At 72.0% G+C, this 23,216-nt stretch carries 18 protein-coding genes and 1 tRNA gene; 6 read left to right on the plus strand and 13 right to left on the minus strand.

What is annotated here, in order from left to right; all coding sequences use genetic code 11:
• Entirely contained in the window at nt 1-1,725 is a 1,725-nt protein-coding gene (locus DS079_RS06655) for an HNH endonuclease signature motif containing protein (protein ID WP_126985960.1), read from the minus strand.
• 651 nt (nt 1,726-2,376) lie between these two features.
• On the opposite strand from DS079_RS06655, the gene DS079_RS06660 reads away from it, so the two are divergent.
• From DS079_RS06660 to DS079_RS06670, 3 genes are all read left to right on the plus strand, one after another.
• Nucleotides 2,377-2,928, plus strand: coding sequence for an NYN domain-containing protein (locus DS079_RS06660; RefSeq protein WP_126985962.1), 552 nt, complete (start codon nt 2,377-2,379; stop codon nt 2,926-2,928).
• A 65-nt stretch (nt 2,929-2,993) separates the two neighbouring features.
• A complete protein-coding gene (locus tag DS079_RS06665; RefSeq protein ID WP_126985964.1) occupies nt 2,994-4,370 on the plus strand; it encodes an NAD-dependent succinate-semialdehyde dehydrogenase in 1,377 nt (458 codons plus the stop codon).
• Between the two features lie 95 nt (nt 4,371-4,465).
• Entirely contained in the window at nt 4,466-6,235 is a 1,770-nt protein-coding gene (locus tag DS079_RS06670; protein WP_126985966.1) for a TIGR03767 family metallophosphoesterase, read from the plus strand.
• A gap of 99 nt (nt 6,236-6,334) precedes the next feature.
• On the opposite strand, the gene DS079_RS06675 is transcribed toward DS079_RS06670, so the two are convergent.
• The 8 genes from DS079_RS06675 to rpsF form a co-directional block, all read right to left on the minus strand.
• Nucleotides 6,335-6,418: transfer RNA gene (locus DS079_RS06675), tRNA-Leu, on the minus strand.
• Between the two features lie 132 nt (nt 6,419-6,550).
• Nucleotides 6,551-7,981, minus strand: coding sequence for an amino acid permease (locus tag DS079_RS06680; protein ID WP_126985968.1), 1,431 nt, complete (start codon nt 7,979-7,981; stop codon nt 6,551-6,553).
• Between the two features lie 42 nt (nt 7,982-8,023).
• Nucleotides 8,024-8,248, minus strand: coding sequence for a hypothetical protein (locus DS079_RS06685; RefSeq protein WP_126985970.1), 225 nt, complete (start codon nt 8,246-8,248; stop codon nt 8,024-8,026).
• 100 nt (nt 8,249-8,348) lie between these two features.
• Nucleotides 8,349-8,633 carry a ribosomal L7/L12 family protein gene (locus DS079_RS06690; protein ID WP_126985972.1) on the minus strand — a complete coding sequence of 95 codons (285 nt, stop codon included), beginning with the start codon at nt 8,631-8,633 and terminating at the stop codon, nt 8,349-8,351.
• A 112-nt stretch (nt 8,634-8,745) separates the two neighbouring features.
• Nucleotides 8,746-9,216 carry a 50S ribosomal protein L9 gene (gene rplI, locus DS079_RS06695; protein WP_010552050.1) on the minus strand — a complete coding sequence of 157 codons (471 nt, stop codon included), beginning with the start codon at nt 9,214-9,216 and terminating at the stop codon, nt 8,746-8,748.
• 17 nt (nt 9,217-9,233) lie between these two features.
• Nucleotides 9,234-9,470, minus strand: coding sequence for a 30S ribosomal protein S18 (gene rpsR, locus DS079_RS06700; protein ID WP_010533203.1), 237 nt, complete (start codon nt 9,468-9,470; stop codon nt 9,234-9,236).
• A gap of 99 nt (nt 9,471-9,569) precedes the next feature.
• Nucleotides 9,570-10,127, minus strand: a complete 558-nt coding sequence (locus DS079_RS06705) for a single-stranded DNA-binding protein (protein ID WP_010552049.1) — start codon at nt 10,125-10,127, stop codon at nt 9,570-9,572.
• 56 nt (nt 10,128-10,183) lie between these two features.
• Nucleotides 10,184-10,474 (minus strand): 30S ribosomal protein S6, encoded by a 291-nt coding sequence (rpsF, locus tag DS079_RS06710; RefSeq protein ID WP_010552048.1) that lies wholly within the window; start codon nt 10,472-10,474, stop codon nt 10,184-10,186.
• A gap of 246 nt (nt 10,475-10,720) precedes the next feature.
• Here rpsF and DS079_RS06715 point away from each other — a divergent pair, with 246 nt between their 5' ends.
• A complete protein-coding gene (locus DS079_RS06715) occupies nt 10,721-12,049 on the plus strand; it encodes an APC family permease (protein WP_126985974.1) in 1,329 nt (442 codons plus the stop codon).
• A 3-nt stretch (nt 12,050-12,052) separates the two neighbouring features.
• Here DS079_RS06715 and DS079_RS06720 read toward each other — a convergent pair whose 3' ends face one another.
• The 4 genes from DS079_RS06720 to DS079_RS06735 all read right to left on the minus strand — a co-directional run bounded on the left by DS079_RS06720 (nt 12,053) and on the right by DS079_RS06735 (nt 18,938).
• The gene (locus DS079_RS06720) at nt 12,053-14,269 is read right to left on the minus strand and encodes a catalase (RefSeq protein WP_126985976.1); all 2,217 of its coding nucleotides are present in this window, start codon (nt 14,267-14,269) and stop codon (nt 12,053-12,055) included.
• A 181-nt stretch (nt 14,270-14,450) separates the two neighbouring features.
• Nucleotides 14,451-14,663 (minus strand): hypothetical protein, encoded by a 213-nt coding sequence (locus tag DS079_RS06725; RefSeq protein WP_126985978.1) that lies wholly within the window; start codon nt 14,661-14,663, stop codon nt 14,451-14,453.
• Between the two features lie 2 nt (nt 14,664-14,665).
• The gene (locus tag DS079_RS06730) at nt 14,666-17,287 is read right to left on the minus strand and encodes a transglycosylase domain-containing protein (protein WP_126985980.1); all 2,622 of its coding nucleotides are present in this window, start codon (nt 17,285-17,287) and stop codon (nt 14,666-14,668) included.
• Between the two features lie 172 nt (nt 17,288-17,459).
• Nucleotides 17,460-18,938 carry a CCA tRNA nucleotidyltransferase gene (locus DS079_RS06735; protein WP_164736137.1) on the minus strand — a complete coding sequence of 493 codons (1,479 nt, stop codon included), beginning with the start codon at nt 18,936-18,938 and terminating at the stop codon, nt 17,460-17,462.
• Between the two features lie 96 nt (nt 18,939-19,034).
• Here DS079_RS06735 and DS079_RS06740 point away from each other — a divergent pair, with 96 nt between their 5' ends.
• Together DS079_RS06740 and murJ are read left to right on the plus strand one after the other, a co-directional pair.
• Complete coding sequence (locus DS079_RS06740) at nt 19,035-21,449, plus strand: DUF6049 family protein (RefSeq protein WP_241237575.1); 2,415 nt, start codon at nt 19,035-19,037, stop codon at nt 21,447-21,449.
• Nucleotides 21,446-23,194 carry a murein biosynthesis integral membrane protein MurJ gene (gene murJ, locus DS079_RS06745; protein ID WP_126985982.1) on the plus strand — a complete coding sequence of 583 codons (1,749 nt, stop codon included), beginning with the start codon at nt 21,446-21,448 and terminating at the stop codon, nt 23,192-23,194. Before DS079_RS06740 ends, murJ begins: the two co-directional genes overlap by 4 nt.
• Nucleotides 23,195-23,216 lie beyond the last annotated feature (22 nt).

Below are 23,216 nucleotides of genomic sequence, written 5' to 3' on the forward strand. Positions count from 1 at the left end.
CTAGAACGGCGGGTCGCCGAGCGCGGCGATCGCGTCGGGATCCGGGGCCCGGAGTCGGCTGCGCAGGTGGGGGTGGGCGATGGCCATCGCCTCGCGACGCTGCTCGTCGACCCGTTCTCGTCGTGGCCTGGACTTCTCCGCGGCGGCGTGCCGCTCCGCCTCGGCGTGGAGGCGCTGGTGGATCCGCCACGCGGCCTCGAGGGCCTCTGCGGTGACGGGGGTGACGAGGTCGGTGTGCTCGACGGTGCGGGCGCGGACGCCGCCGTCGATCTCCCAGTCGGTGGTGATCGGGCCGGGTGCGTCGTCGGGCTCGCGGGTGGGGTCGAGGAGACCGGCGGTCTTGAGCTGGTGGTGCCTCCAGCACAGCCGGTGCAGGTTCTGGAGCGAGGTCGGGCCGCCCTCGTCGGGGTGGTCGTGGTCGTACTCGACGATGTGGTCGTCCTCCGCGGCGAGGCGGGTGGGCCGTTCGCATCCCGGCACCGCGCAGAGCGGATGGCGCAGCCGCAGCTGGAGCCTCGCCTGGGCGGTGGGGTGGTAGGTCTCGGCGACCGCGTCGCACGGCGCCCCGATGATCGGGTCAGTGAGGATCCGCAGCCAGGTCGGCTCCCCGGCGGCGAGGTCCCGGGCGAGCTCGGCCGGGATCGGCGTGAGCCCGTCGAGCATCGCGGGGGTGTTCTCCAGTCCCAGCAGCGTCGTGACCGGCACGGTGACGAGGATCTTGTAAGGGCTGCGGGTCTCCTGGACCGGGTCGATGTCCAGCACGGAGTGGGTGAGGATCGCGTAGCGCAGGGTCGCGAGGGAGTGGGCGCGGCCCCGCTCGGCGAGGTCGCCGTCGATGTCGAAGGGCAGCGGTCCGTCCTCGCCGTCGCGCAGGGCGGCGCGCTGCGCCTTCTGGACGGTGCGCGCGGCGACGTCGAGCCGGTGCGCGAGACCCTGGATCTCGGGGATCGGGCCGGTGACGTAGAGCGAGGCGGTGCCGGCCTTCGTGTCGACGTCGAGCAGCTCGACGGAGCGGGAGGCTCGCGGCGGCTCGGGGACGGTGCCCGCGGTCGCGAGCCGCACGGCGAGGCGGACCTGCGCCTCGAAGGTGGCCTTGGAGACCGCGGGGATCTCCACCCCGGCGAGGTGGCGGTCCACGGCCTCCTTCTGCTCGTCGTCCAGCCTCCGCACCTGTCGCAGCAGGTAGCGGTGGAAGTCCTCGGGCATGTCGCCGCGCGCGAGGTGGACGAAGGTCGCCGGCATGAGATCCACGGAGGTGCGCGCGTCCAGCACCATCGACCAGGCGCGGGCGGCGGAGGTGCGCAGGCCCACGGCGACCTTCACGCCGGTCATATCAGCGTTCTCGGGGATGCCGCCGGTCTCGGGGTCCTCGCGGAAGAACACCGCGAGCTGACGCAGCTGGTGAGCGTAGAGCCGCGCCCTCGTCTGCATGGTGCGATGCAGTGCGAGCACCCGCGACGCCTCGATCGTGCCGGGCTCCACCTCGGCGAGCAGCTGCTCCTGGTCCAGCGGCCGACGGGCTCGCACTCTCCAGCGCGGGGCGGGAGACTGCGTCGCGCCGTCGGTCACGGCGGGTGTCCCGGCTGTGGCGATGCTGCCCTGGGTGGCTTCGTCGGCGGTCGCCGGGTCAGCAACGCTGCCGGCGCCGGTTCCCGTGCCGGCGTCGGACTCGGACCCGCACGCAGACTCGAGCGGGGCCTCCGGCCCCTCGTCGAGTTCACCCATCACGCCTCCCTTCCCCGGTCCGTGGACGGGACGGCCTCGGTGCCGTCCGCTGTCGAGACAGAGAATCTCTTTCAAGACTCCCGACAACTCACATAATATCGTCGAAACGGACATTCCATAAGGGCTCAGGCGCAATGGGGATGAATTTGTGGATAACCCACCTGTGGGGAGGAGAGGTCTCGGCCGGCGTGGGATGCGACGGTCGCTCGGGGGCGGGGGCAGGGCGCTGCGGAGGTGGGAGCGGAGGCAGGGACCAAAGCATCGCGCTGTGGGGGTGGGAGCAGGGGCAGGGATGGGAGCAGGGTGTTCCGAGGGCGGGAGGGCGGGCGCGAGCAGGGGTGCTGCGGGGGCGGGAGCACGTGCCCGACGGGAACGGGCGCCGAACGAATCCCGAACGGTGACGAAACCAGAGTGGACAGGTGCAGGACAAGGCAGTCCTCGTGAACACCGGAATCTTTGCCATCCCCGCCCGTCGTGAATTGTCAACAGCATCCCCAAGAATGTGGAAAAGCGCGTCTGGGGAGGAGTCGTCGGAATTGATTCTCCCGATGAAGACGACGTCGTGCGGCGCACGTCGGCGCGTGCGGAGGGACCCCGCACGCACCACCCGCACCGGCGACCGCGCGCCCCGCACCGAGTAGTGTCATCCCCATGACCGAACGCACCACGTACCTCCTGGTGGACGGTGAGAACATCGACGCCACCCTCGGCGTCTCGGTGCTCGGCCGACGACCCCAGTCCGACGAGCGCCCCCGCTGGAACAAGCTGCTCCAGCACGCCGAGCACGCCTGGCACCAGCCGGTGCGGGGCCTGTTCTTCCTCGCCGTCGGCGACAGCCTCCCCTCCGGGTTCGTGCAGGCCCTGATCGCACTGGGGTACAAGGCGATCCCGCTGCGCGGCGAGGGCAAGGTCGTGGACATCGCGATCCAGCGGACCGCCGAGGCGCTGCAGGACCGCCCGGCGGACGTCATGCTGGTCAGCCACGACAAGGACTTCGTCCCGCAGATGACGGACCTCGCGGCGACCCCGGACCGGCGCACGGCGCTGGTCGGGTTCCGCGAGTTCATGGCCACCGACCTGCAGGACATCCCCGGGATCGAGTTCCACGACCTCGAGTACGACGTGCACGCCTTCACGAGCCGTCTGCCGCGCGTGCGGATCATCGACATCGACGAGTTCGACCCGCTGGAGTTCATCCTCTGACTGGCCGACGACCGATCGGTCGTCGGACTGTACACACCTCGGGGTGGGCCCTGAGGGTGGGGAACATGGCTGGATACACCACGACCAACCCGACCACGGGACGCACCGACGAGCAGTTCCCTGCGCTGGACTCCGCGGGCGTGGAGGACGTGCTCCGACGGACGCACACCGCCTTCCCGGACTGGCGGGGGACGCCCCCGGAGCGACGCGCCGAGATCCTCGAGCGCGTCGCCGACGCCTACGACTCCCGCTCGGAGGAGCTGGGACGACTGATCGCCACCGAGATGGGCAAGCCCCTGGCGCAGGGGATCGGCGAGGCCGAGCTGGCCGGATCGATCTACCGGTGGTACGCGACGCACGGCCCCGAGCTGCTCCAGGACGAGCTGCTGGACCCGCAGGGAGCACAGGAGTCGCTCGTGCAGACCGAGCCGATCGGCCCGCTGGTCGGCGTGATGCCCTGGAACTTCCCGTACTACCAGGTGGCCCGCTTCGTCGCCCCCAACCTGATGACCGGCAACACGATCATCCTCAAGCACGCGGAGATCTGCGCCGGCTCCGCCGAGGTGATGGCCGGGATCCTGCACGACGCCGGGGTCCCCGACGACGCCTACGTGAACGTCTTCGCCGATCACGACCAGATCGCCGAGATGATCGCCGATCCGCGCGTGCGCGGCGTGTCCCTCACCGGCAGCGAGCGAGCAGGAGCCGCCGTCGCCCGGACCGCGGCGGAGCACCTCAAGAAGTCCGTGCTGGAGCTGGGCGGCTCGGACCCGCTGATCGTGCTCGAGGACGCCGACATCGACCGGGTCGCCCGCACGGCGGCCGCCGCACGGCTGTCGAACGCGGGGCAGGCCTGCAACTCCCCCAAGCGCATGATCGTCCCGAGCGCACGGCTCGACGAGTTCGTCGCGGCGATCGTCGAGGAGTTCGAGGGCGCGACGCTCGGGGACCCGCTGGACGAGAGCGTCGACGTCGGTCCGCTCTCCTCGCTCGGCGCGCGCGACGGCGTCGTCGAGCAGGTCGCCCGCGCCGTCGAGCAGGGAGCGACTCTGCACACGGGAGGCGACGCGCTGGACCGGGAGGGCGCATTCATGCGGCCCGCCGTGCTCACAGGGGTCACCCCCGACATGGACGCCTACTCCGAGGAGATCTTCGGCCCGGTGGCGGTCATCTACGGTGCGGAGTCCGTCGATCACGCCGTGGAGCTGGCGAACGACGTGTCGTTCGGGCTGAGCGGCTCCGTCTGGAGCGAGGACCTGGCCCGGGCGCAGGAGGTCGCCGACCGCCTGGACGTGGGGATGGCGTACGTCAACGAGCACGGGACGACGCTGCCCGGGCTGCCCTTCGGCGGGGTGAAGCGCTCCGGCTACGGCCGCGAGCTCGGCCGCTGGGGCATGGGCGAGTTCGTCAACGTCCGCCTGCGCCGCACCGCCGTGCGCTGAGCGGGGCCGGGGGACGCACTCCGCGGCGGCGATCGACGGCAAGTGCTCAGCCTGTCGTCACCCGCTGGCCACTTCCCGGTGCTGGGGTGGAGCGCATGCTCCACGCACCCCGGACCCCCGCCCGCCGACACGACTCCTCGCTCGCCCTCCCTCCCCTCGGCCGACGCACCCTCCTGATCGGGGCGGGCCTCGCGCTCGGCGGCACCGCCGCCTCGACCCTCCCCGCCCAGCGCGCCTTCGCAGAGGACGCGGGCCTGGACCCCGCCGGCACCACCCTCGAGGCCGTCGCGGTGCCCGAGGCCGGGGAGAACGACTCCTACCGTCGTCTCACCGCCGGCCCCGGCTACGCCTTCGAGGTGCGCGAGGACGCGCTGGACCACGCCGCGCAGGCCTCCCGGGCGGACACCCGCGTGCCGCTCGCCTCGTTCGTCCAGTTCACGGACCTGCACGTGCTCGATGCGCAGTCCCCGATGCGCTTCGAGTTCCTCCACGACATCACCGGCTCGGCGTTCCGCCCGCAGGAGTCGCTGACCACCCAGGGCGCCGTCGCCCTCATCGAACGGGTCAACGAGCTGCGCCGCGGCCCCCACACCGGGCGCGACCTCGACTGCGTGGTCACCACCGGCGACAACACCGACAACCACGAGCACGTGGAGCTCGACTGGTTCCTCGCCCTCATGAACGGCGGGGAGATCACCGCGAACACCGGGGCCGACGGGACCTGGGAGGGCGTGCAGACGGGCGGCTCGACCCACTACTGGCATCCCGGCGGCGAGGTCGAGGACCGCTACGCCGAGGCCGGGTTCCCGCAGCTGCCCGAGCTGCTCGCCGGTGCCATGACCACCCACACGAGCCCAGGCCTGGACATCCCCTGGTTCAGCGTCTTCGGCAATCACGACGACTCGATCAGCGGCACCCTCCCCACGGACTGGGACTTCCTGCGGGAGATGTACACCGGCTCGTGGAAGTTCACCGGCTTCGCCTCGGAGACCGCGAACCGGCAGCTCGAGGCGCAGGTGCGCACCGCGGAGGCCGGCGGCACCGGCGAGGCGCAGCGCCAGGCGCTCTCCAGCTCCCTCGACCCCGAGCGCAAGTACGAGATCACCCCCGACGAGCGCCGCGAGCCCTTCACCCCCGAGGAGTACATCCGCGCCCACCTGGGCCAGACCCCGCGCGTCGGCGCCCCCGGGCACGGCTTCACCGAGGAGAACGCGGTGGAGTCGACCGGCTACTACACCTTCGAGATCGCGCCGGGGGTGGTCGGCATCGCGCTGGACTCCACCAACCGCGCCGGCTTCACGCAGGGCTCCCTGGGCCACGCCCAGTACCGCTGGCTCGAGGAGACCCTCGAGGAGGGCTCCAGCCGGTACTACGACGGGATCGGGCGCCTCCAGCGCACGCAGTCCGAGGACACGTACTTCGTGGTCTTCAGCCACCACACCCCGGACACGATGAACAACCTGCTGCTCGAGCCGGGCAACGGGGAACTGCGCCATGCCGGCTGGGACGTGGAGAACCTGCTGGGCCGCTTCCCGAACGTGCTCGCCTGGGTCAACGGCCACACGCACACCAACACGATCGCGCTGCACGGCGACGACGTCGCCGAGCGCCGCTACTGGAAGATCACCACCGCCTCGCACGTCTACTTCCCGCAGCAGGCGCGGGTGCTCGAGGTGGTCGACAACCGCGACGGGACGCTCTCGCTGCTCAGCACCCTGATCGAGGCGAAGGCCCCGTACCAGGGCGAGGGACTGGCGAGCCTGTACCGGGAGCTGTCCTTCAACGACCTCCACGCCGAGCGGGCCCAGGAGGGCGAGGGCCGGGACCGCAACGTCGAGCTGCTGCTGGCGGCGCCGGGGCACTGAGACGGGGCGCGGCCCGCCGCTGCGGGCCGCGCCGCCCGCCGCAGCACCCGGACATGAAGAATCCCCTCTGACCTGCTGGTCAGAGGGGATGTCTCGCGGTGCGCAAGGGGGGACTTGAACCCCCACGCTGTTGCCAGCACACGGACCTGAACCGTGCGCGTCTACCAATTCCGCCACTTGCGCGTATCTCCGGCACCGGGTCTCGTGGCACCGAGGCCGAAGGTTCCCTTAGATTACCCCCGCTGAACCCTGAGCCCAAGCCGACATCCTGCACAGTAACGAACGCCACTCCGGGACCGTTCAGCGCCTCGGCGCTCAGCGCATCGACTCGGCCTCCTCGAAGGCGGAGTCGATGTCGGCCGGATCGATGCGGCGACGGCCCACCACGACGTACAGGACGGTCGCGACGATCACCGCGGGGATGCCGACCATCGCGGCGACCTGCATGCTGGGCCGCACGAACACGGTCGCGAAGACGGCGGCGAGGCCCACCAGGCCGAACCCCGCGGTGACCACGCCGCCCGGCATGCGGAAGGTGCCGCCCCGCTCGCCGCGTCGGCGGAAGGCGATGTAGGTCGCGAGGATCAGCGCCCACACCATGATCACCGAGAACACCACGAGGCTCATCATGTAGCCGAACACCCCGCCCACGCCGCTGAAGGCCAGCAGCGCCGCACCGATCAGGCCGATCGAGCTCAGGGCGATGCCGACGGCGGGGACGCGGCGGGCCGTGACGTGCGCGGCGAAGCGCGGCGCGAGCCCGTCGGAGGCGAGGGAGTGCAGGATCCGGCTGCCGGCGTAGAGGTTCGCGTTCGCGGCCGACAGCGCCGCGACCAGCACCAGCAGGTTCGTGATGTGGGCGGCGCCGGGGATGCCGATCCGGTCGAAGACCATCACGAAGGGCGAGGTGGCGACGTCCTCGCCGGTGCCGGCGGCCTGCTGCCAGGGGACCAGGCACACGACGATCCCGATGCACAGCACGTAGAAGAAGGCCAGGCGCGCGATCGTGGTGCGGGCGGCGGTGCGGATCGAGCGGGCGGGATCCTTCGCCTCCGCGGCGGTGATGGAGAGCAGCTCGATGCCGCCGAAGGAGAACATCACCACCGACAGGGCGACCCACACCGCGGCCCAGCCCATCGGGGCGAAGCCGCCGTCGGCCGTGAGCTCGACGAAGCCGGGCGCCTCCTGGCCGGGCATCCCGAAGAGCACCAGCACGGCGCCGATCAGGATGAACACGAACACCGCGATCACCTTGATCGAGGACAGGAAGAACTCGATCACGCCGAAGGAGCCGACGCTGGAGAGGTTGATCGCGATGATCAGCGCCGCGAACAGCAGGATCCCGGCCCAGATCGGCACCGCGGGCACCCAGTAGGCGAGATAGGCGGCACAGGCCACCAGCTCCGCGCCGGTCACGCAGACGGTGACGATCCAGTACAGCCAGCGGCTGAGATAGCCCCAGAACGGGGAGAGATAGCGGGCGGCGAGGGTGCCGAAGCCGCCACGCACGGGGTGGCGGGAGGCCATCTCGCCCATCGCGAGCGCGATCGTCGCGGCGATCATGGCGCCGAGCGCGAAGGAGATGATCACGGCGGGGCCGGCGATGCCGATCGCCTCGCCGGAGCCGAGGAACAGGCCGGTGCCGAGCGCGGAGCCCATGGCGATCATCGCCATCTGGCCGTGGCCGAGCGAGCGGGCGAGCTGCCCGTCGGCGCGCTCGTCGGAGGAGGGGGTCTGGGTGGTCACCCGTCGAGGGTAGCCCCGACCTGCGGCCGGGGTCGGGACCTGTCAGCCCTCGGTGTCGAGGTCGTCGCGCACGGTGGCGTTCAGTCCGACGAGCAGCAGCACGCCGGCCGGGACGAGGACGAGAAGGCCGATGTCGGCGATCTCGGGGACGAGGGTGAGGCCGTAGCCGGCCGAGAGCAGGAGCACGGCGAGGGCGACGAGCCACATCGCGGAGGGTCCGCGGGGGCGGCGGGTCGGAGGGCGGGCGGGCTTCTGGAAGGTCGTCATGTCCTGACTCTTCCGGATCCCGGCGACGGGCACATCCTGCGATGGGAGGAGCCGGCGGCGGGGATGGTCGGGTGACGGTCCGACGATGGTCGCAGTCCGCTCAGGCGACGCCGCGGCTGCGGTCGATCGCGTCCTTGGCCTCCTTGAGGCCCGCGCCGGTGTGCTCGCGGTACACCTTGATCGCCTCGATGACCTTCCCCTCCGCGATGAGCCGGCGGCACTCCTCCGGCACGCGCGGAGCGCCCGACTCCTCGCGGAGCCGCTCGAGCTCCGCCTCGCCGACGCCGGCCCGCTCGGCGAACAGGCCGACGAGGCCCTCGAGCCGTGCGTTCTGCGCCTGGAGGTTCTCGATCATGGTCTGCTGCTGCCTGGTGCGTCCGAACATGGCGACAACCTATCCGGCAGGCGGCCCGAGGGGCCCTCGACGAAGGTCTCGGGAACGCAGCAGCGCCCCGCACCGTGAGGGTGCGGGGCGCTGCGGGGTCGATCAGGCCGGATCAGGCCTTGGCGGCACCCTTGGCGGCGACGACCTGGACGACGAGGTTCGCGAAGATCTCGTCGTGCAGGCGCACGGTCGCCTTGTGCTCGCCGAGCGAGCGGATCGGGGTGGCGAACTCGACGGTGCGACGGTCGATGTCCTTGTCGAACATCGCCTTGACGCCCTCGGCGACCTCCTTGGAGGAGACCGCACCGAACAGACGGCCGTTCTGGCCGGCGCGCTCGGCGATGACGACGGGCTTCGACTCGAGCGACGCCTTCAGGGCCTGCGCCTCCTCGATGTTCGCGATGGCGCGCTTGCCGCGGGCCGCACGGATCTGGTCGAGCTGACGCTGACCGCCCTTGGTCCACGGGGTCGCGAGACCGCGGGGCAGGAGGAAGTTGCGGGCGTAGCCGTCCTTGACCTCGACGACATCGCCGGCGGCACCGAGGCCGGTGACCTCGTTGGTGAGGATGAGCTTGCTGGTCATGTGCTTCCCTTCCTCGCTCAGCGACCGGAGGTCGAGTACGGCAGCAGGGCGATCTCGCGGGCGTTCTTCACGGCCTTCGCGATCTTGCGCTGCTCCTGGACGGAGACGCCGGTGACCCGACGGGCGCGGATCTTTCCGCGGTCGGAGATGAACTTGCGCAGCAGCGCGGCGTCCTTGTAGTCGACGGTCTCGAGACCGGCGGCCTTCAGCGGGTTCTGCTTCTTCTTCGGCTTGCGAAGAACAGGCTTGGCCATCGTGGTGCTCCTTCTTTCTGAGGGGAGCCCGGGCATGCACCCGGGATGGGGTTGTTCTGTGGGGTTCTCTGCGCGGGGTGCCGGGATCCGGCGCGCCGATCAGAAGGGCGGGTCGTCGTACCCGCCCTGGTTGCCTCCGCCGGCCCACGGGTCGGCGTTGGGAGCGCCCTGGGGCGCGCTGTAGCCGCCCTGACCGCCCTGGTTGCCGTATCCGCCCTGGCCGCCGAAGCCGCCCTGGCCGCCGCCCTGCGGGCCGCCGCCGAAACCGCCTCGGCCGCCGCCACCGCCGCCGCGCTGGACCTTGGTGGCCTTCGCGGTCGCGTAGCGGAGGGAGGGGCCGATCTCGTCGACGTCCAGCTCGATGCTGGTGCGGTTGTTGCCCTCGCGGTCGGTGAAGGAGCGCTGCTTGAGGCGGCCCTGTGCGACCACGCGGGAGCCCTTCTCGAGCGACTCGGCCACGTTCTCCGCGGCGTCGCGCCAGATGGAGCAGCGGAGGAACAGCGCCTCGCCGTCCTTCCACTCGTTCGACTGGCGGTCGAAGGTGCGGGGGGTGGACGCGATGGTGAACGACGCGACCGCGACGCCGGACTGCGTGAAGCGCAGCTCGGGGTCCGCGGTGAGGTTGCCGATCACCGTGATGACGGTGTCATTCGCCATGGGTGCTCCTCTGCTCCGGGGGTGTGGTGGATCGTGCGGGGGTCAGAGACGGCAGGTCACTCGGCGTCGAGACGCATGAGCTTGGTGCGCATGACCGACTCGTTGAGCCCGAGCTGACGGTCCAGCTCCTGCGCGGTCGACGACTTCGCGGTGAACTGCAGGACGATGTAGATGCCCTCGGACTTCTTGTCGATCTCGTAGGCGAACTTCCGCTTGCCCCAGACGTCGACGTTGTCGATGGTGCCGCCCTCGGTCGGGACGACCTGGACGAGCTTCTCGAAGGTTCCGGTGACGGTCCGCTCATCGACGGACGGGTCGAGGATCACGACCATTTCGTACTTGCGCATGTTCTGGTACCCACCTCCTGTGGTCTCTGCGGCCACGGTCTCTCCGTGGCAGGAGGGTTCATGCCGCCCGCGCGGGCATCGGCGATGCACGTCACGGACCGCAACAGCCTACCCGTGCCCAGGAGCATCGGCCAGGGCGTGTCGGCCGGTGCGCGGCGCATCACAGGGCGTGCGACAGCGGAGCCGGGCGGCGCGGCACGACCGATCGGTCCGTCCGCACCACCGCGCCCGCCCTACCGTGGGTGGATGACCAGCACCGATGAGCGCCCCACGCTGCGCCGCACCGTCACCACCACCGGGCTCTTCCTGTTCATCCTCGGGGACGTGCTCGGAGCGGGGGTGTACGTGCTGGCCGGGGAGATCGCAGGCATCGCCGGTGGCGCCCTGTGGGTGCCGCTCGTGGTGGCGCTGCTGCTGGCCCTGCTGACCGCCGGCTCCTACGCCGAGCTCGCGACCAAGTACCCCCGTGCGGGAGGCTCCTCCCACTACGCCACGCGCGCGTTCGGCCCCTTCGCGGGGTTCCTCGTCGGGTTCTGCATGCTCTCGGCCGGCATCGTGTCCGTCGGCGCGCTCGCGCTGGGCTTCGCCGGGGACTATCTCGGCGCCTTCGTCAGCCTGCCCGCCGTGCTCGTGGTGGTCGTGTTCCTCGCCCTGCTCGCGGCGCTGAACACCCGCGGCATCTCCGAGTCGCTGGGTGCGAACCGCGTGGCCACCCTGATCGAGGTGGGCGGCCTGCTGCTGGTGATCGTGCTGGGCGCGATCGTGATCGGCCGGGGCGAGGGCGACCTGGGCCGGCTCACGGAGCTCGGGACCCCCGAGAACGGACCGGTCGCGGCGGTGCTGGCCGGCACCGTCCTCGCGTTCTACTCCTACGTCGGCTTCGAGACCAGCGTGAACATCGCCGAGGAGACGAAGGACCCCTCGCGCTCCTACCCTCGCGCCCTGTTCGGGGCGCTGATCGTCACCGGTGTGGTCTATGCGCTGATCGGGGTGGTCGCCTCCGCCGTCGTGCCCACCGAGGAGCTCGCGGGCTCCTCCGCACCGCTCGCCCTCGTGGTCGAAGCGGCGGGCATCGTGCCGCCGGTCGTGTTCAGCGCGATCGCGCTGATCGCGGTGGCGAACGGGGCGCTGCTGACGGGCATCATGAGCTCCCGGCTCGCCTACGGCATGGCGTCCGACGGGCTCCTGCCGCGGGTGCTCACGCGGGTCCTGCCCGGACGCCGCACCCCGTGGGTCGCGATCCTCGTGACCACGGCGCTGTCGATCCTCCTCGCCCTCACCGGGACCATCGACGTGCTCGCGGGCACCATGGTGCTGCTCCTGCTGGTGGTCTTCCTCTCCGTGAACGCGGCCGTGCTGGTGCTGCGCCGCGACCGGCCGGAGCACCGCCACTTCCGCGTCCCGGCCGTGCTCCCGGTCGGGGGCCTGATCTCGTGCCTGCTGCTGATGACGCAGGTCGAGTGGGCGGTGTGGCGACTGGGGCTCCCGTTCCTCGTCGTGGCGGCGCTGCTCGCGGGCCTCGCCGCATGGCGGCGGCGCCGAGCCGGTGAGCACACCGGCGCCGACGCCGCCTGAGGCTCAGGCCCCCGCGGGGAACCGCTCCCAGACGCGGTGGCTCCCGAGCAGGGCGATGATCTCGCCGAGCACGCTCTCGCCGTCCTCGCCGACGACGAGCCCTGCGCCGCCGGGGGCGGTGCGCGCCTCGAGCGCCTCGCGGCCCGGCCCCCAGGCGCCGATCGCCTTCGCGTGGCGCCAGCATTCGTCGATCAGCTTGCCCACCCGCGGCTCGACCTCGCCGTTCCCGGGCGCGCCGGCCTTCGGGTCCACCGAGGGGCGGGAGTCCGGGGCGAGGAGCGGGTTGCCGGCGAGCAGCAGGGCGTCCACCTCGACGGAGGCGGCGGTGCCGAGCGTGCGAGCCACCGCCACTCCGGCGACCTCGCCGCCGCGCGGTGCGATGACCAACGGGGTCATCGAGGCGGCGACGATCGCCTCGTGCAGCGCCGGCAGGTCCGCGTTGTCGGCCTCGGGGTCGACGACGATGCCGATCTTCCTGCCGTCGACGGGCCAGCTGCCGCCGAGCTGGGACAGCGGTGCGCTGATGGCCGGCCCCTCCTCGGGCCCGTCGGCCGGGACCGTCGGCTCCGGGGCGGGCAGGCCGAGGGCCGAGGCGACCCGCGCGCAGAGCTCGCCGTCGATGTTCGCCAGGCTCTGCAGCTGGCGCTCCTTGATCGTGTTCTCGTAGCACTTGCCGAGCTCGAAGGAGTACGCGTCGACGATGTGGTCCTTCTCGACCGGCGTCATGCTTCGCCAGAACAGGCGGGTCTGGCTGAAGTGGTCCTCGAAGGTGGCCGAGAGCTCCCGCTCCTTCACGCCCTCGGGCACGCGGACCGGCAGGTCCTCGAAGGCGTCGTCCATCTCGCCGGCCATGAACGGGCAGCCCCCGTCCAGGGAGTTCGGCTGATAGGGCGCGACACCGGCGTGGTCGCCCTGCTGGCCGTAGCCGTCCCGGAGCATGTCGTTGACCGGGGCGTGCGCGCGGTTGATCGGCAGCTGCGCGAAGTTCGGCCCGCCGAGCCGGGTGAGCTGGGTGTCGACGTAGGAGAACAGCCGCACCTGCAGCAGCGGGTCGTCGGTGACGTCGATGCCCGGCACCAGATGGCCGGGGTTGAAGGCCACCTGCTCGGTCTCGGCGAAGTAGTTGCTGGGGTTGCGGTCCAGGGTGAGCCGGCCGATGGGCTGCACCGGCGCCAGCTCCTCGGGCACGAACTTCGTGGGGTCCAGCAGGTCGATCCCCTCGAAGCTCTGCTCCTCGTCGTCGGGGAACACCTGGATCCCGAGCTCCCAGCTGGGGTGGGCGCCGGACTCGATCGCATCGGCGAGGTCGCGGCGATGGAAATCCGGGTCGTTGCCGCCCAGGAGCTGCGCCTCCTCCCAGGTCAGCGAGTGCACGCCGAGCTGCGGCTTCCAATGGAACTTCACCAGCGAGGTCTCCCCGGCGGCGTTCGCGAGCCGGAAGGTGTGGATCCCGAAGCCCTCCATCATCCGGTAGGACCGCGGGATGCCGCGGTCGCCCATGAACCACAGGGTGTGGTGCTGGGCCTCGGTGTGCAGGGAGACGAAGTCCCAGAAGGTGTCGTGCGCGCTCTGGGCCTGGGGGATCTCCCGATCGGGATGGGGCTTGGCGGCGTGGACGACGTCGGGGAACTTGATGCCGTCCTGGATGAAGAACACCGGGATGTTGTTGGCGACCAGGTCGAAGGTTCCCTCGTCGGTGTAGAACTTCGTGGCGAAGCCGCGCGTGTCCCGGGCGGTGTCCATCGAGCCGCGCGAGCCGACGACGGTGGAGAAGCGGGTGAAAACCTCGGTGCGCTTCCCCTTGGCGAGGAATCCGGCCCGGCACACGGGCTCCGCGGTGCCGTACCCCTCGAAGACGCCGTGGGCGGCGGCACCGCGGGCGTGGACCACTCGTTCCGGGATCCGCTCGTGGTCGAAGTGGGTGATCTTCTCGCGCAGGTGGTGGTCCTGCAGCAGCACGGGGCCGCGTCTGCCCGCCTTCAGCGAGTGGTCGGTGTCGCGCAGGCGCGCTCCCTGCGAGGTGGTCAGGAAGGCCCCCTGCTGGGCGTTCGTGCTGTGCTCCGGGCCCGGCTCGGCGCCGGTGGGCGTGCGCGGCTGCGCACCCTGCTGATCGGGCTTCGGCGGGAGGGGCCCGTCCGGCGTGGTCGGCTCCTCGAGCTGGGGCGGGCGGCTGCCGGGCCGGCCGGGAGCGGGGGTGGGGGTCTTCTTCGGAGGGGTCATGACGTGTCTCCTCGGGGGGCTCGCGCGGGTCGTCGCTGACGCACGTCACGGTAGGCGTGCACGCGGCGGAACGACAGTCTCCCGAGCGTCCGTGCAGGGCAGTGCGCAGAACGATCGGTCCGTGCGGCCAGGCTGATCGGTCCGAGGAGATCAGCAGGCGCCTGCCTGGCCGACCTCGCGATCAGCCCTTCGACCGGTTCCCGCGCATGGCGCGCTTGGCGCGGGCGAACCAGCCGCCGGTGGAGATCGCGTTCGGGACGCCGCCGCCGGCCATGAAGCCGGCGGTCTGCCCCATCAGGCGGGTGTGGCAGCTCTCGCACAGCCGGCGTCCCGTGATCGAGCGGTGCACCGTCCCGCGGATCCGGTTGCGGCACTGCTCGCAGCGGGTGGCCATGGTCAGTCCCCTCCTCGGCCGCCGTCACGGCCCTCGCGGCCGCCGCCGAGCCCCTGGCCCTCGCCGGGCAGCAGGTCCTCGACCTCGGGGAGACCCGCGTCGGCCTCCTCCTCGCCGCCCTCCTCGTCGGCCGGCGGCTCCTCGGTGGGCTGGTCCGCGGGAGGCTCCTCGTCCGCGGGCGGCTCCTCCGACGGGGGCTGCTCGGTGGGCTCGGGCTCCTCCGTCGTCGGCTCCTCCGTGGGCTCGGGCTCCTCCGTCGTCGGCTCCTCCGTCGTCGGCTCCTCGGTGGTCGGCTCCTCCGTGGTGGGCTCCTCGCTGGGCTCCTCCTGCGTCGGCTCCGGGGCCTGGGTCGGCTCGGGCTCCTGCGTGGGCGGCGGGACGTAGCTGCGCTCCTGCGTCTCGTTGTCCAGCTGCACCTCCTCGGGGAACTCGAGGTACTCCTCGCCCTCCAGGGAGGTCGACATGATGTCGCCCCAGATCTGGGTGGGGAAGGTGCCGCCGGTGATGTTCTGCTCCCCGCCGAAGGGGGTCAGGGTCTCCTCGGAGGTGCCGTCGGCCGAGGGCTGGAACATGCCCACGGCGGTGACCAGCTGCGGGGTGAAGCCCACGAACCAGGCCGAGCGGAAGCTCTCAGAGGTGCCGGTCTTGCCGGCGACCGGGCGGCCGCCCATGACGTTCTGCAGGTCGCGGGCGGAGCCCTGGGTGGGCGGGCCCTGGAGGGCCACGGTCGCGTTGATCGCGACCTCCTCGTCCATGCCCTGGGTGTCCGTGGTCTCGTGCTCGTAGCGCGAGGAGCCGTCGGGCCGGGTCACGGACTGCACGACGTAGCTGTCGCGGTGCACGCCGCCGGAGGCGATCGAGCCGTACACCTCGGCCATCTCCGCGACCGTCGGGGAGGCGGAGCCGAGCACGTTCGAGGCGTCGGGGAACAGGCCCGGGGTCTTCTCCGGCAGGCCCAGGGAGATCGCCGTCTCCATGGTGCGCTCGGGACCGACCTCGAGGTTCGCCTCCGCGTAGGCGGTGTTGATCGAGCTGGTGGTCGCCTTCTCGAGGGTCACCCGGCCGTAGTCGATGTCGTTGAAGTTCTTCACCGTCCAGCCGCCGCGGAAGGTCTTCGGCGAGTCGCCGTCCCAGCGGGAGTCCAGCGGGTAGCCGTCCTCGAGCGCGGCGATCAGGGTGAAGGTCTTGAAGATCGAGCCGGCCTGCATCCGGGACTGGGTCGCGTCGTTCTGCGCCTGGGTGACGTAGTCCGCGCCGCCGTACATGCCGCGGATCGCGCCGGTGGAGGGGTCCATCGTCACGGTGCCCACGCGGTTGTTCTCGGGCCGGTCCTCGGGCAGGTTCTCGACTGCCTGGACGGTGTTCTCCTGGATCGCCGGGTCGATCGTGGAGACGATGGTGAAGCCGCCGGTGTTGATCTCGTCCTCGGTGAAGCCCTCGGAGATCAGCTCGTTGCGCACCTGCGACAGGAGGTAGCCGTTGGTGCCGCCGAGGGAGTTCTCGGAGTTCGGCTCGACCGTCGTCGGGAACTCGAGGGCGTCCGCCTCGGCGGGGGTCATCTGCTCCTCGGCGACCTGACGGGTGATCACCCGGTCCCACAGCTGCGTGGACTTCTCCGGATCGTTCGCCGGGTCGTAGGTCGAGGGGCTCGGGATCACGGCGACCAGCAGCGCGGCCTCCGCGTCGGTGAGCTCGGAGGCGTTCTTGCCGAAGTAGGCCTGGGAGGCCTCCTGCACGCCGTAGGCGCCGCGGCCGAAGTAGATGGTGTTGAGGTAGCGGGAGAGGATCTCGTCCTTGGAGAGCTCCTGGTCCGCCTTCAGCGCCATGATCGCCTCCTTCGCCTTGCCGACGTAGGAGGTCTCGGTGCCGGTGTAGTACCGCTCCACGTACTGCATGGTGATGGTGGAGCCGCCCTGGCGGGCCCCGCCCTGGAGGTTGTTGACGAAGGCGCGGACGATGCCGCGCGGGGAGACGCCGCGGTTCTCGTAGAAGCTCGAGTCCTCGCTCGCGACGACGGCCTGCTTGACGTTGTCGGGGATCTCGTCGGCCGGGAGCTCGGTGCGGTTGATCTCGCTGAACTTGCCCATCTCGGTCTCGCCATCGGCGAAGTAGACGCGGGAGGTCTGGGCGAGCGCGAAGTCGGAGGGCTCGGGCACCTCGGTGTCGTTGTACAGCCACACCGCGAAGCCGAGCCCTGCCAGCACGAACAGCGCCATGGCGCCGACGATCATGCGCAGCGAGGGAATCCAGCGCCAGGGGTTCTTCCGCCCGGCGCGGGGGTAGTTCAGGAAGTTCGTGGCCGCGACCTTCTTCCCGCGGCCATTCCCCGCGCCCTTCGGGGCGGCGCCGGCGTGGCGGGCGCTCACGGAGGTGCGGGAGGTGGGGCGCTTCGCGGAGCTCGCGGGGGCGGCCGACGTGCTGGCGGCGGCGCCTGTCCCTGCGCCGGAGGTCCCCTTCGACGAGGTGCGGCTGGTGCCCTTGGCGCTGCCGGTGCTCTTCGAGGACCCTCTGCGGCTGCTGCCCTGGGCGGCGCCGCCCTTCGCGGACTTCCCGGAGGGCGTGCGGCGCACACCCGCGGCGCGGCGGTTGCCGCCGCCGCTCGACGGGCGTCGGGACTCGCTCATGGCTGCTCCTGGTCCTTCGGGGGCATGGACGGATGAGGGCGCCGCAGCGTCCAGCTCCCCAGTATGAGCACGCCCCCGGTCCCGACGGAACGATCCGGCGGCGAAACACACAGGGTGTGCACGAGCCGTGCGGCCTCGCTCACACCGCCCCCGAGCGACGCGCCGAGGACCCCTACCCCTCGGTCCGGGCCTCCCACCAGGCACGCAGCTCCTGCTCGGCGCGCTCCTGGCCGAGCGGGCCGTGCTCCATCCGCAGCTCGAGCAGATGCTTGTACGCCTCGCCCACCTCGCGTCCGGGCGTCAGGTCGAGGATCTCCATGATCCGGTTGCCGTCGAGGTCGGGACGGATACGCCCGATCTCCTCCTGCTCGGCGAGGTGGTCGATGCGGGCCTCGAGCTCGTCGTAGGCACGGGCGAGGGTGCGGGCCTTGCGCCGGTTGCGGGTGGTGACGTCGGCGCGGGTGAGGCGATGGAGGTGCTGGAGCAGGTCGCCGGCGTCGGTGACGTAGCGGCGCACCGCCGAGTCGGTCCACGGCGAGTCGACATAGCCGTGGAAGCGCAGATGCAGCTCCACCAGGCGCGCCACCTTCTTGGTGGTGTCCTTGTCGAAGGTCAGGGCCTTCATCCGCTTCGCGGTCATCTTCGCGCCGACGGTCTCGTGGAAGCGGAAGGTCACCGCGCCGCCGTCCTCGAAGCGGCGCGTGGCGGGCTTGCCCACGTCGTGCATCAGCGCGGCGAGGCGCAGCACCAGGTCGGGGCCCTCGCACGGCCCGCCCGAGCCGGCGGGGCTCTCGAGGTCGATCGCCTGGTCGAGCACGGTGAGGGTGTGCTCGTAGACGTCCTTGTGGTGGTGGTGCTCGTCGATCTCGAGCTGGAGAGCCGGCAGCTCGGGCAGCACGTGCGCGGCAAGGCCCAGCTCGGTCATCAGCTCGAGGCCGCCGCGGGGGTGGGCGCCGAGCATGAGCTTGACGAGCTCCTCCCGCACCCGCTCGGCGGAGACGATCGTGATCCGCTCGGCGAGCTGCTCGATCGCGTCGGCCGTGGCGTCCTCGATCCGGAAGCCGAGCTGGGCGACGAAGCGGACCGCCCGCATCATCCGCAGCGGGTCGTCGTCGAAGGACTGGACGGGCGCGACGGGGGTGCGCAGCAGGGTGCGGGCGAGGTCGGCGAGCCCGTCGAAGGGGTCGACCAGCTCGAGGGAGGGCAGGCGCACCGCCATCGCGTTGACGGTGAAGTCGCGGCGGGAGAGATCGCCCTCGAGGGTGTCGCCGTACTCGACCTGCGGCTTGCGCGAGGCCGGGTCGTAGGACTCGGTGCGATAGGTCGTGATCTCGACCTTCACCCCGTCCCGCATCCCGCCGAGGGTGCCGAAGTCGCGCCCCATGTCCCAGATCGCCCCGTCCCGCGTCCAGGAGCGGAGGATCGCCTCGGTCTGCTCGGGCCGGGCGGAGGTGGTGAAGTCGAGGTCGGCGCTCGAGCGGCCCAGCACCGCGTCCCGCACCGGCCCGCCCACCAGGGCGAGCTCGTGGCCGCCGGCCTCGAACAGCCTCCCCAGCTCGTGGACCTCCTCGGGCAGGGCCCGGAACATCGAGGCGGCACGGGTGCGGGCGGTCGCGAGGCGCTCGGCGGTCTCGTCGGCAGGTTCGGTCACGGGCGGTCCTGTCCAGGGGAGGAGGGGATGGAGATGTCGTGGAGGCGGGCGCGCCTCCTCGGCGCCTCTACGGTAGCGGCCGCTTACAGTGTCCCCATGCCGTCGTCCCAACCTGCCGTGCGCCCGGTGCTCGCGGCACTGCTGGCGGCACTGGTCATCGCCTCATCAGTGCTGGTCAGCGGCCCGGCGACCGCGCTCCCGGGCGCGCAGGCCGCGCGCGTGGAGAGCCCGTCGGCCCCGTCCGTCCCGGACGACGACGCGCCGGTGACCATGGACCTCGTCTCACTGACCCCCACCTCCCTCGCCCCCGGCGGCACGCTCCGGGCCGAGGTCGAGGTGACCAACGCCTCCTCCGCGCCGCTGACCGACCTCGACCTCGAGCTGCGCACCCGCACCTCCCGGGTCACCGACCGGGAGGCCCTCGCGAGCTGGCAGGCGGAGGCCGGGCCCGACGTCGAGGGACCGGCGCTGGCCACCGCCTCCGGGACCCCGCCCGCGAGCCTCGCGCCCGGGGAGAGCACCACCCTCGTCGTCGAGGCCACCGCCGAGGAGCTCGGTTACTCGGAGGAGACCTATTACTGGGGGACTCGCCGCGTCTCCCTCACCGCCGTCGCGGACGACGAGCCGCTCGCGGGTCTGCGCACCTTCGCGGTGTGGCGGCCCGACGGCGCCGAGGAGACCATCACCCAGTCCACGCTGCTGCCGGTGTCCGAGGCCGACGCCGCCTCCGCGGTGCTCGCCCCGGAGGAGCACGCGGCCTCCGCCGAGCAGGGGCGGCTCGCCTCCCTGCGGGCCCTCGCCGCCCGCGAGGACGTCGACTGGTGGCTGGATCCCGCGCTGATGGATCCGCCGACCCTGCCCGAGCCCGAGGCCGCGGGCGGCGAGGAGGCGGAGGGCTCCTCGGCCGCGCCGTCCCTGCGCCCCGACCCGGCGTCCACCGCGATCGCCGACGAGCTCGACACCGCCGTCGGCGAGCGCACCGTGCTCGCCACCCCCTACGCGGGCGCCGACCTGGTGAGCCTGCGCGAGTCCGGGGCGATGCTGCTCGAGGGCGCCGCCCGGGACGCGGCCGACGAGGTGTGGGAGGCCCGCGGCATCTCGCCCCGCGCCCAGGTCCTCGGCGTCCCCGGCGCGGAGGCGGACGCCGAGGCCCTCGAGGACGCGATCGAGGTCGGCGCGACCGCCGCCGTGGTGCCCTCCAGCTCGCTGCGCCCCGACCCCAGCTCCGCGGTGACACCGAGCTCGGTGGGCGTGTACGAGTCCTCCCGCACCGAGGGCGCGCAGCTGTCCGTGCTCGCCCCCGATCCCGTGCTCTCCGAGGAGTTCTCGCAGCTGACCGGGGACTCGGACGCGGAGCAGACCCGTCAGCGGCTGCTCGCCGAGACCGCCACGATCGCCTCCGAGTACTCCCGCGCGCCCCGCCACCTGCTGATCTCCCCGTCGGCCGGGGCGGACCTGGACCCCGCGGCCGCCGGTGCGGTGCTCGACGCCTTCGCCGAGGCGCCCTGGATCGAGTCGGGCCGCACCTCGACGCTGCTGGACACCGCGGACCAGCAGGCCTGGACCACCGACCCGGGTGCCGACGGCGGGGAGCCGTACGCCCTCGGCCGGCTGCAGGCCGAGGACGTGCACCCCTCCGGCCCGTCCGACGGGAGCTGGCGGGTGCTCGAGGCGACGACCGAGGCGCAGCTGCTGGACCCGGCGGTCCTCGAGGACCTCGAGGGCACCTGGCGCCGGCTCGACGCGCTCGGCGAGGCGATGGAGGACGACGCCCCGCTGGACGCCGCGCGCCGCGAGATCCTCTCCGCGACCTCCCTCGCCTGGCGCGGGGACCCCGGGACCCCGGCCTCCCGGGCGCAGGACGCCGCCGAGCGGGCCGACGCCCTGCAGGACCGGATCCAGGTGGTCCCCGCCTCCGGCTACAACGTCGTCTCCGACACCGCCGCCGTGCCCATCACGATCACCAACGGCCTGGACACCCCGATCACGGTGAAGGTCACGGTCACCTCCGACCGGCCCCTGGTCCAGGTCGGGGAGCCCGCGGTGGTCACCGTCCCGGCGCACGGCCAGACCAACGCGAGCGTGGACGTGGAGGCGGTCGCCAACGGCTCCGTCACCCTCACCACCACCCTCACCACCGAGGACGACCGGCAGCTGACCGACCCCGTCGACGTGCCGCTGACGGTGAACCCGTCGTGGGAGAACTGGACCACGCTCCTGCTCGTCATCGCGATGGGCCTGCTGGTCGTCGTCGGCGTCGCCCGCGCCCGCCGCACCGGCTCCAGCACCCGCGCCCCCGCGATCCGGGGCCCCGAGGACCCGGAGGAGCTCGCCCGCACGGGCCGCACCACGCTGGACACCTCGGTGCCGGAGCGGACCTGGACCGAACGGGGGAGGCACCGCGACGGGGACGCGGCCGACGGGCCCGACGAGAGGCCCGGGACCGCGCCCGACCCGAACGACATCCCTGACCACGACCCCGACGACACCCCCGAGGAGGACCCCCGATGAGCACCACCCGCCGGGTCCACAGGGTTCATCACATTCCCCGCCACCGCCGCCACGGCAGCCCCTCCAGCCGCTCGCGGCTGCTGCAGGCGAGCGTGCTCATGGCCTCGGGCTCGATGGTCTCCCGCCTGCTCGGCTTCGTGCGGAACTTCCTGTTCGGCGCGATCCTCGGCGGCTCCATGTCCTCGGCGGCCAACGCCTTCTCCGCCGCGAACACCCTGCCCAACACCATCTGGCTGCTCGTGGGCGGCGGCACCCTGAACGCGATCCTGGTGCCCGCGATCGTGCGCGCCGTGAAACGGCCCGATCGCGGCAGCGACTACATCTCGCGCCTGATGACCCTGGTCGCGGTGCTGTCCCTCGGCGTGACCGTCGTGTGCATGGTGGCGGTGCCGCTGCTGCTCACCCTCACCAGCGGCGTGCTGCCGCCGGCGACCTATGCGCTCGCGGTCCAGCTGGGCTACTGGATGATGCCGCAGATCTTCTTCTCGGCCCTGTACGTGATGTGCGGGCAGCTGCTCAACGCCCACGACTCCTTCGGCCCGTACCAGTGGGCGCCGGTGCTCAACAACCTCGTCGGCATCGTCGGGGCGGCGCTGTTCCTGGGCCTGTGGGGCACCGTCGGCGATCCCGCGCAGTGGACGATCCCGATGATCGTCGCGATGGCGCTGATCAACGTCGGCGGCTCCGCGGCGCAGGTCGTGTTCCTGTTCTGGTACGTCAAGAAGCTCGACCTGCGCCTGCGCCCGAAGTGGGGGCTGCGCGGCCTCGGGCTCGGCAAGCTCTCCCGGATCGGGCTGTGGTCGCTGGCGATGCTCGGGCTCGGGCAGCTGGGCATCTGGGCGTCCCGCTGGGCGACCGGCGGCGCGGTGCGGATGACCGAGCAGCTGCAGGGGCAGCCCGAGCTCGCGGCCCGCTATCCGGCGCTGCTGACCCTGGAGTGGGCATATCTCGCGTTCATGATCCCCCAGGGCATCATCGCGGTCACCCTGGTCACCGCCGCGTTCCCGTCCATCTCCCGCAGCGCCGCCGCGGAGGACCATGCCGGGGCGCTGGCCCGCTACACGGACACCAACCGGATGCTGTCGGTGCCGATGGTGCTGTGCACCGCGGTGTTCGTCGCGCTGTCCGGACCGATCATGTGGGTGATCGGCGGCGGCACCGGCGAGATCGGCGCCCGCGCCAACGGCAGCGTGCTGGTGGCCTACATGCTGGGGCTCATGCCCTTCGCGTCCCTGTACCTGATCAAGCGGCTGTTCTACGCCTACGAGGACGCGCGCACCCCGTTCCTCGCGCAGATCCCGATCGCCGCGGTCACGCTGATCTCCGTGCCGGTGATCCTCACGCTCGTGGATCCGCAGTACGCGGCGATGAGCGCGGCCGGCGCCACCAGCCTCGGCAACCTGCTGGCCTGGCTGTTCGGTCTGTGGCAGCTGCGCCGGCACGCGGCACGGCACGAGGTGGCGCCGCCGAGCCTGCGCGCCGAGGCGCTGCTGCTCGGGAGGCTGATCGCCGCCGGCGCGGTGAGCTGGGCGGCCGGCACGGGCCTCGTGGCCCTGCTCGACGGCCTGATCTGGCAGCACCGCGCGCTCGCGGTGGTGCTCGGCATGGTGATCGGCGCGGTGATGATCGTGGTGTTCACGGCGGCGGGGCACGTGCTGCGCGTGCCGGAGGTGCGCCAGCTGGTCGGCACGACGCGACGCCTGGTCCTGAGGCTGCGCCGTCGCGGAGCGGGGGCGACCTCGTAGCATGGTCGACGCAGATGACGGG

Origin of the sequence: Brachybacterium paraconglomeratum (genome assembly GCF_003994255.1) — a bacterium.
GTDB classification, from domain to species: domain Bacteria; phylum Actinomycetota; class Actinomycetes; order Actinomycetales; family Dermabacteraceae; genus Brachybacterium; species Brachybacterium conglomeratum.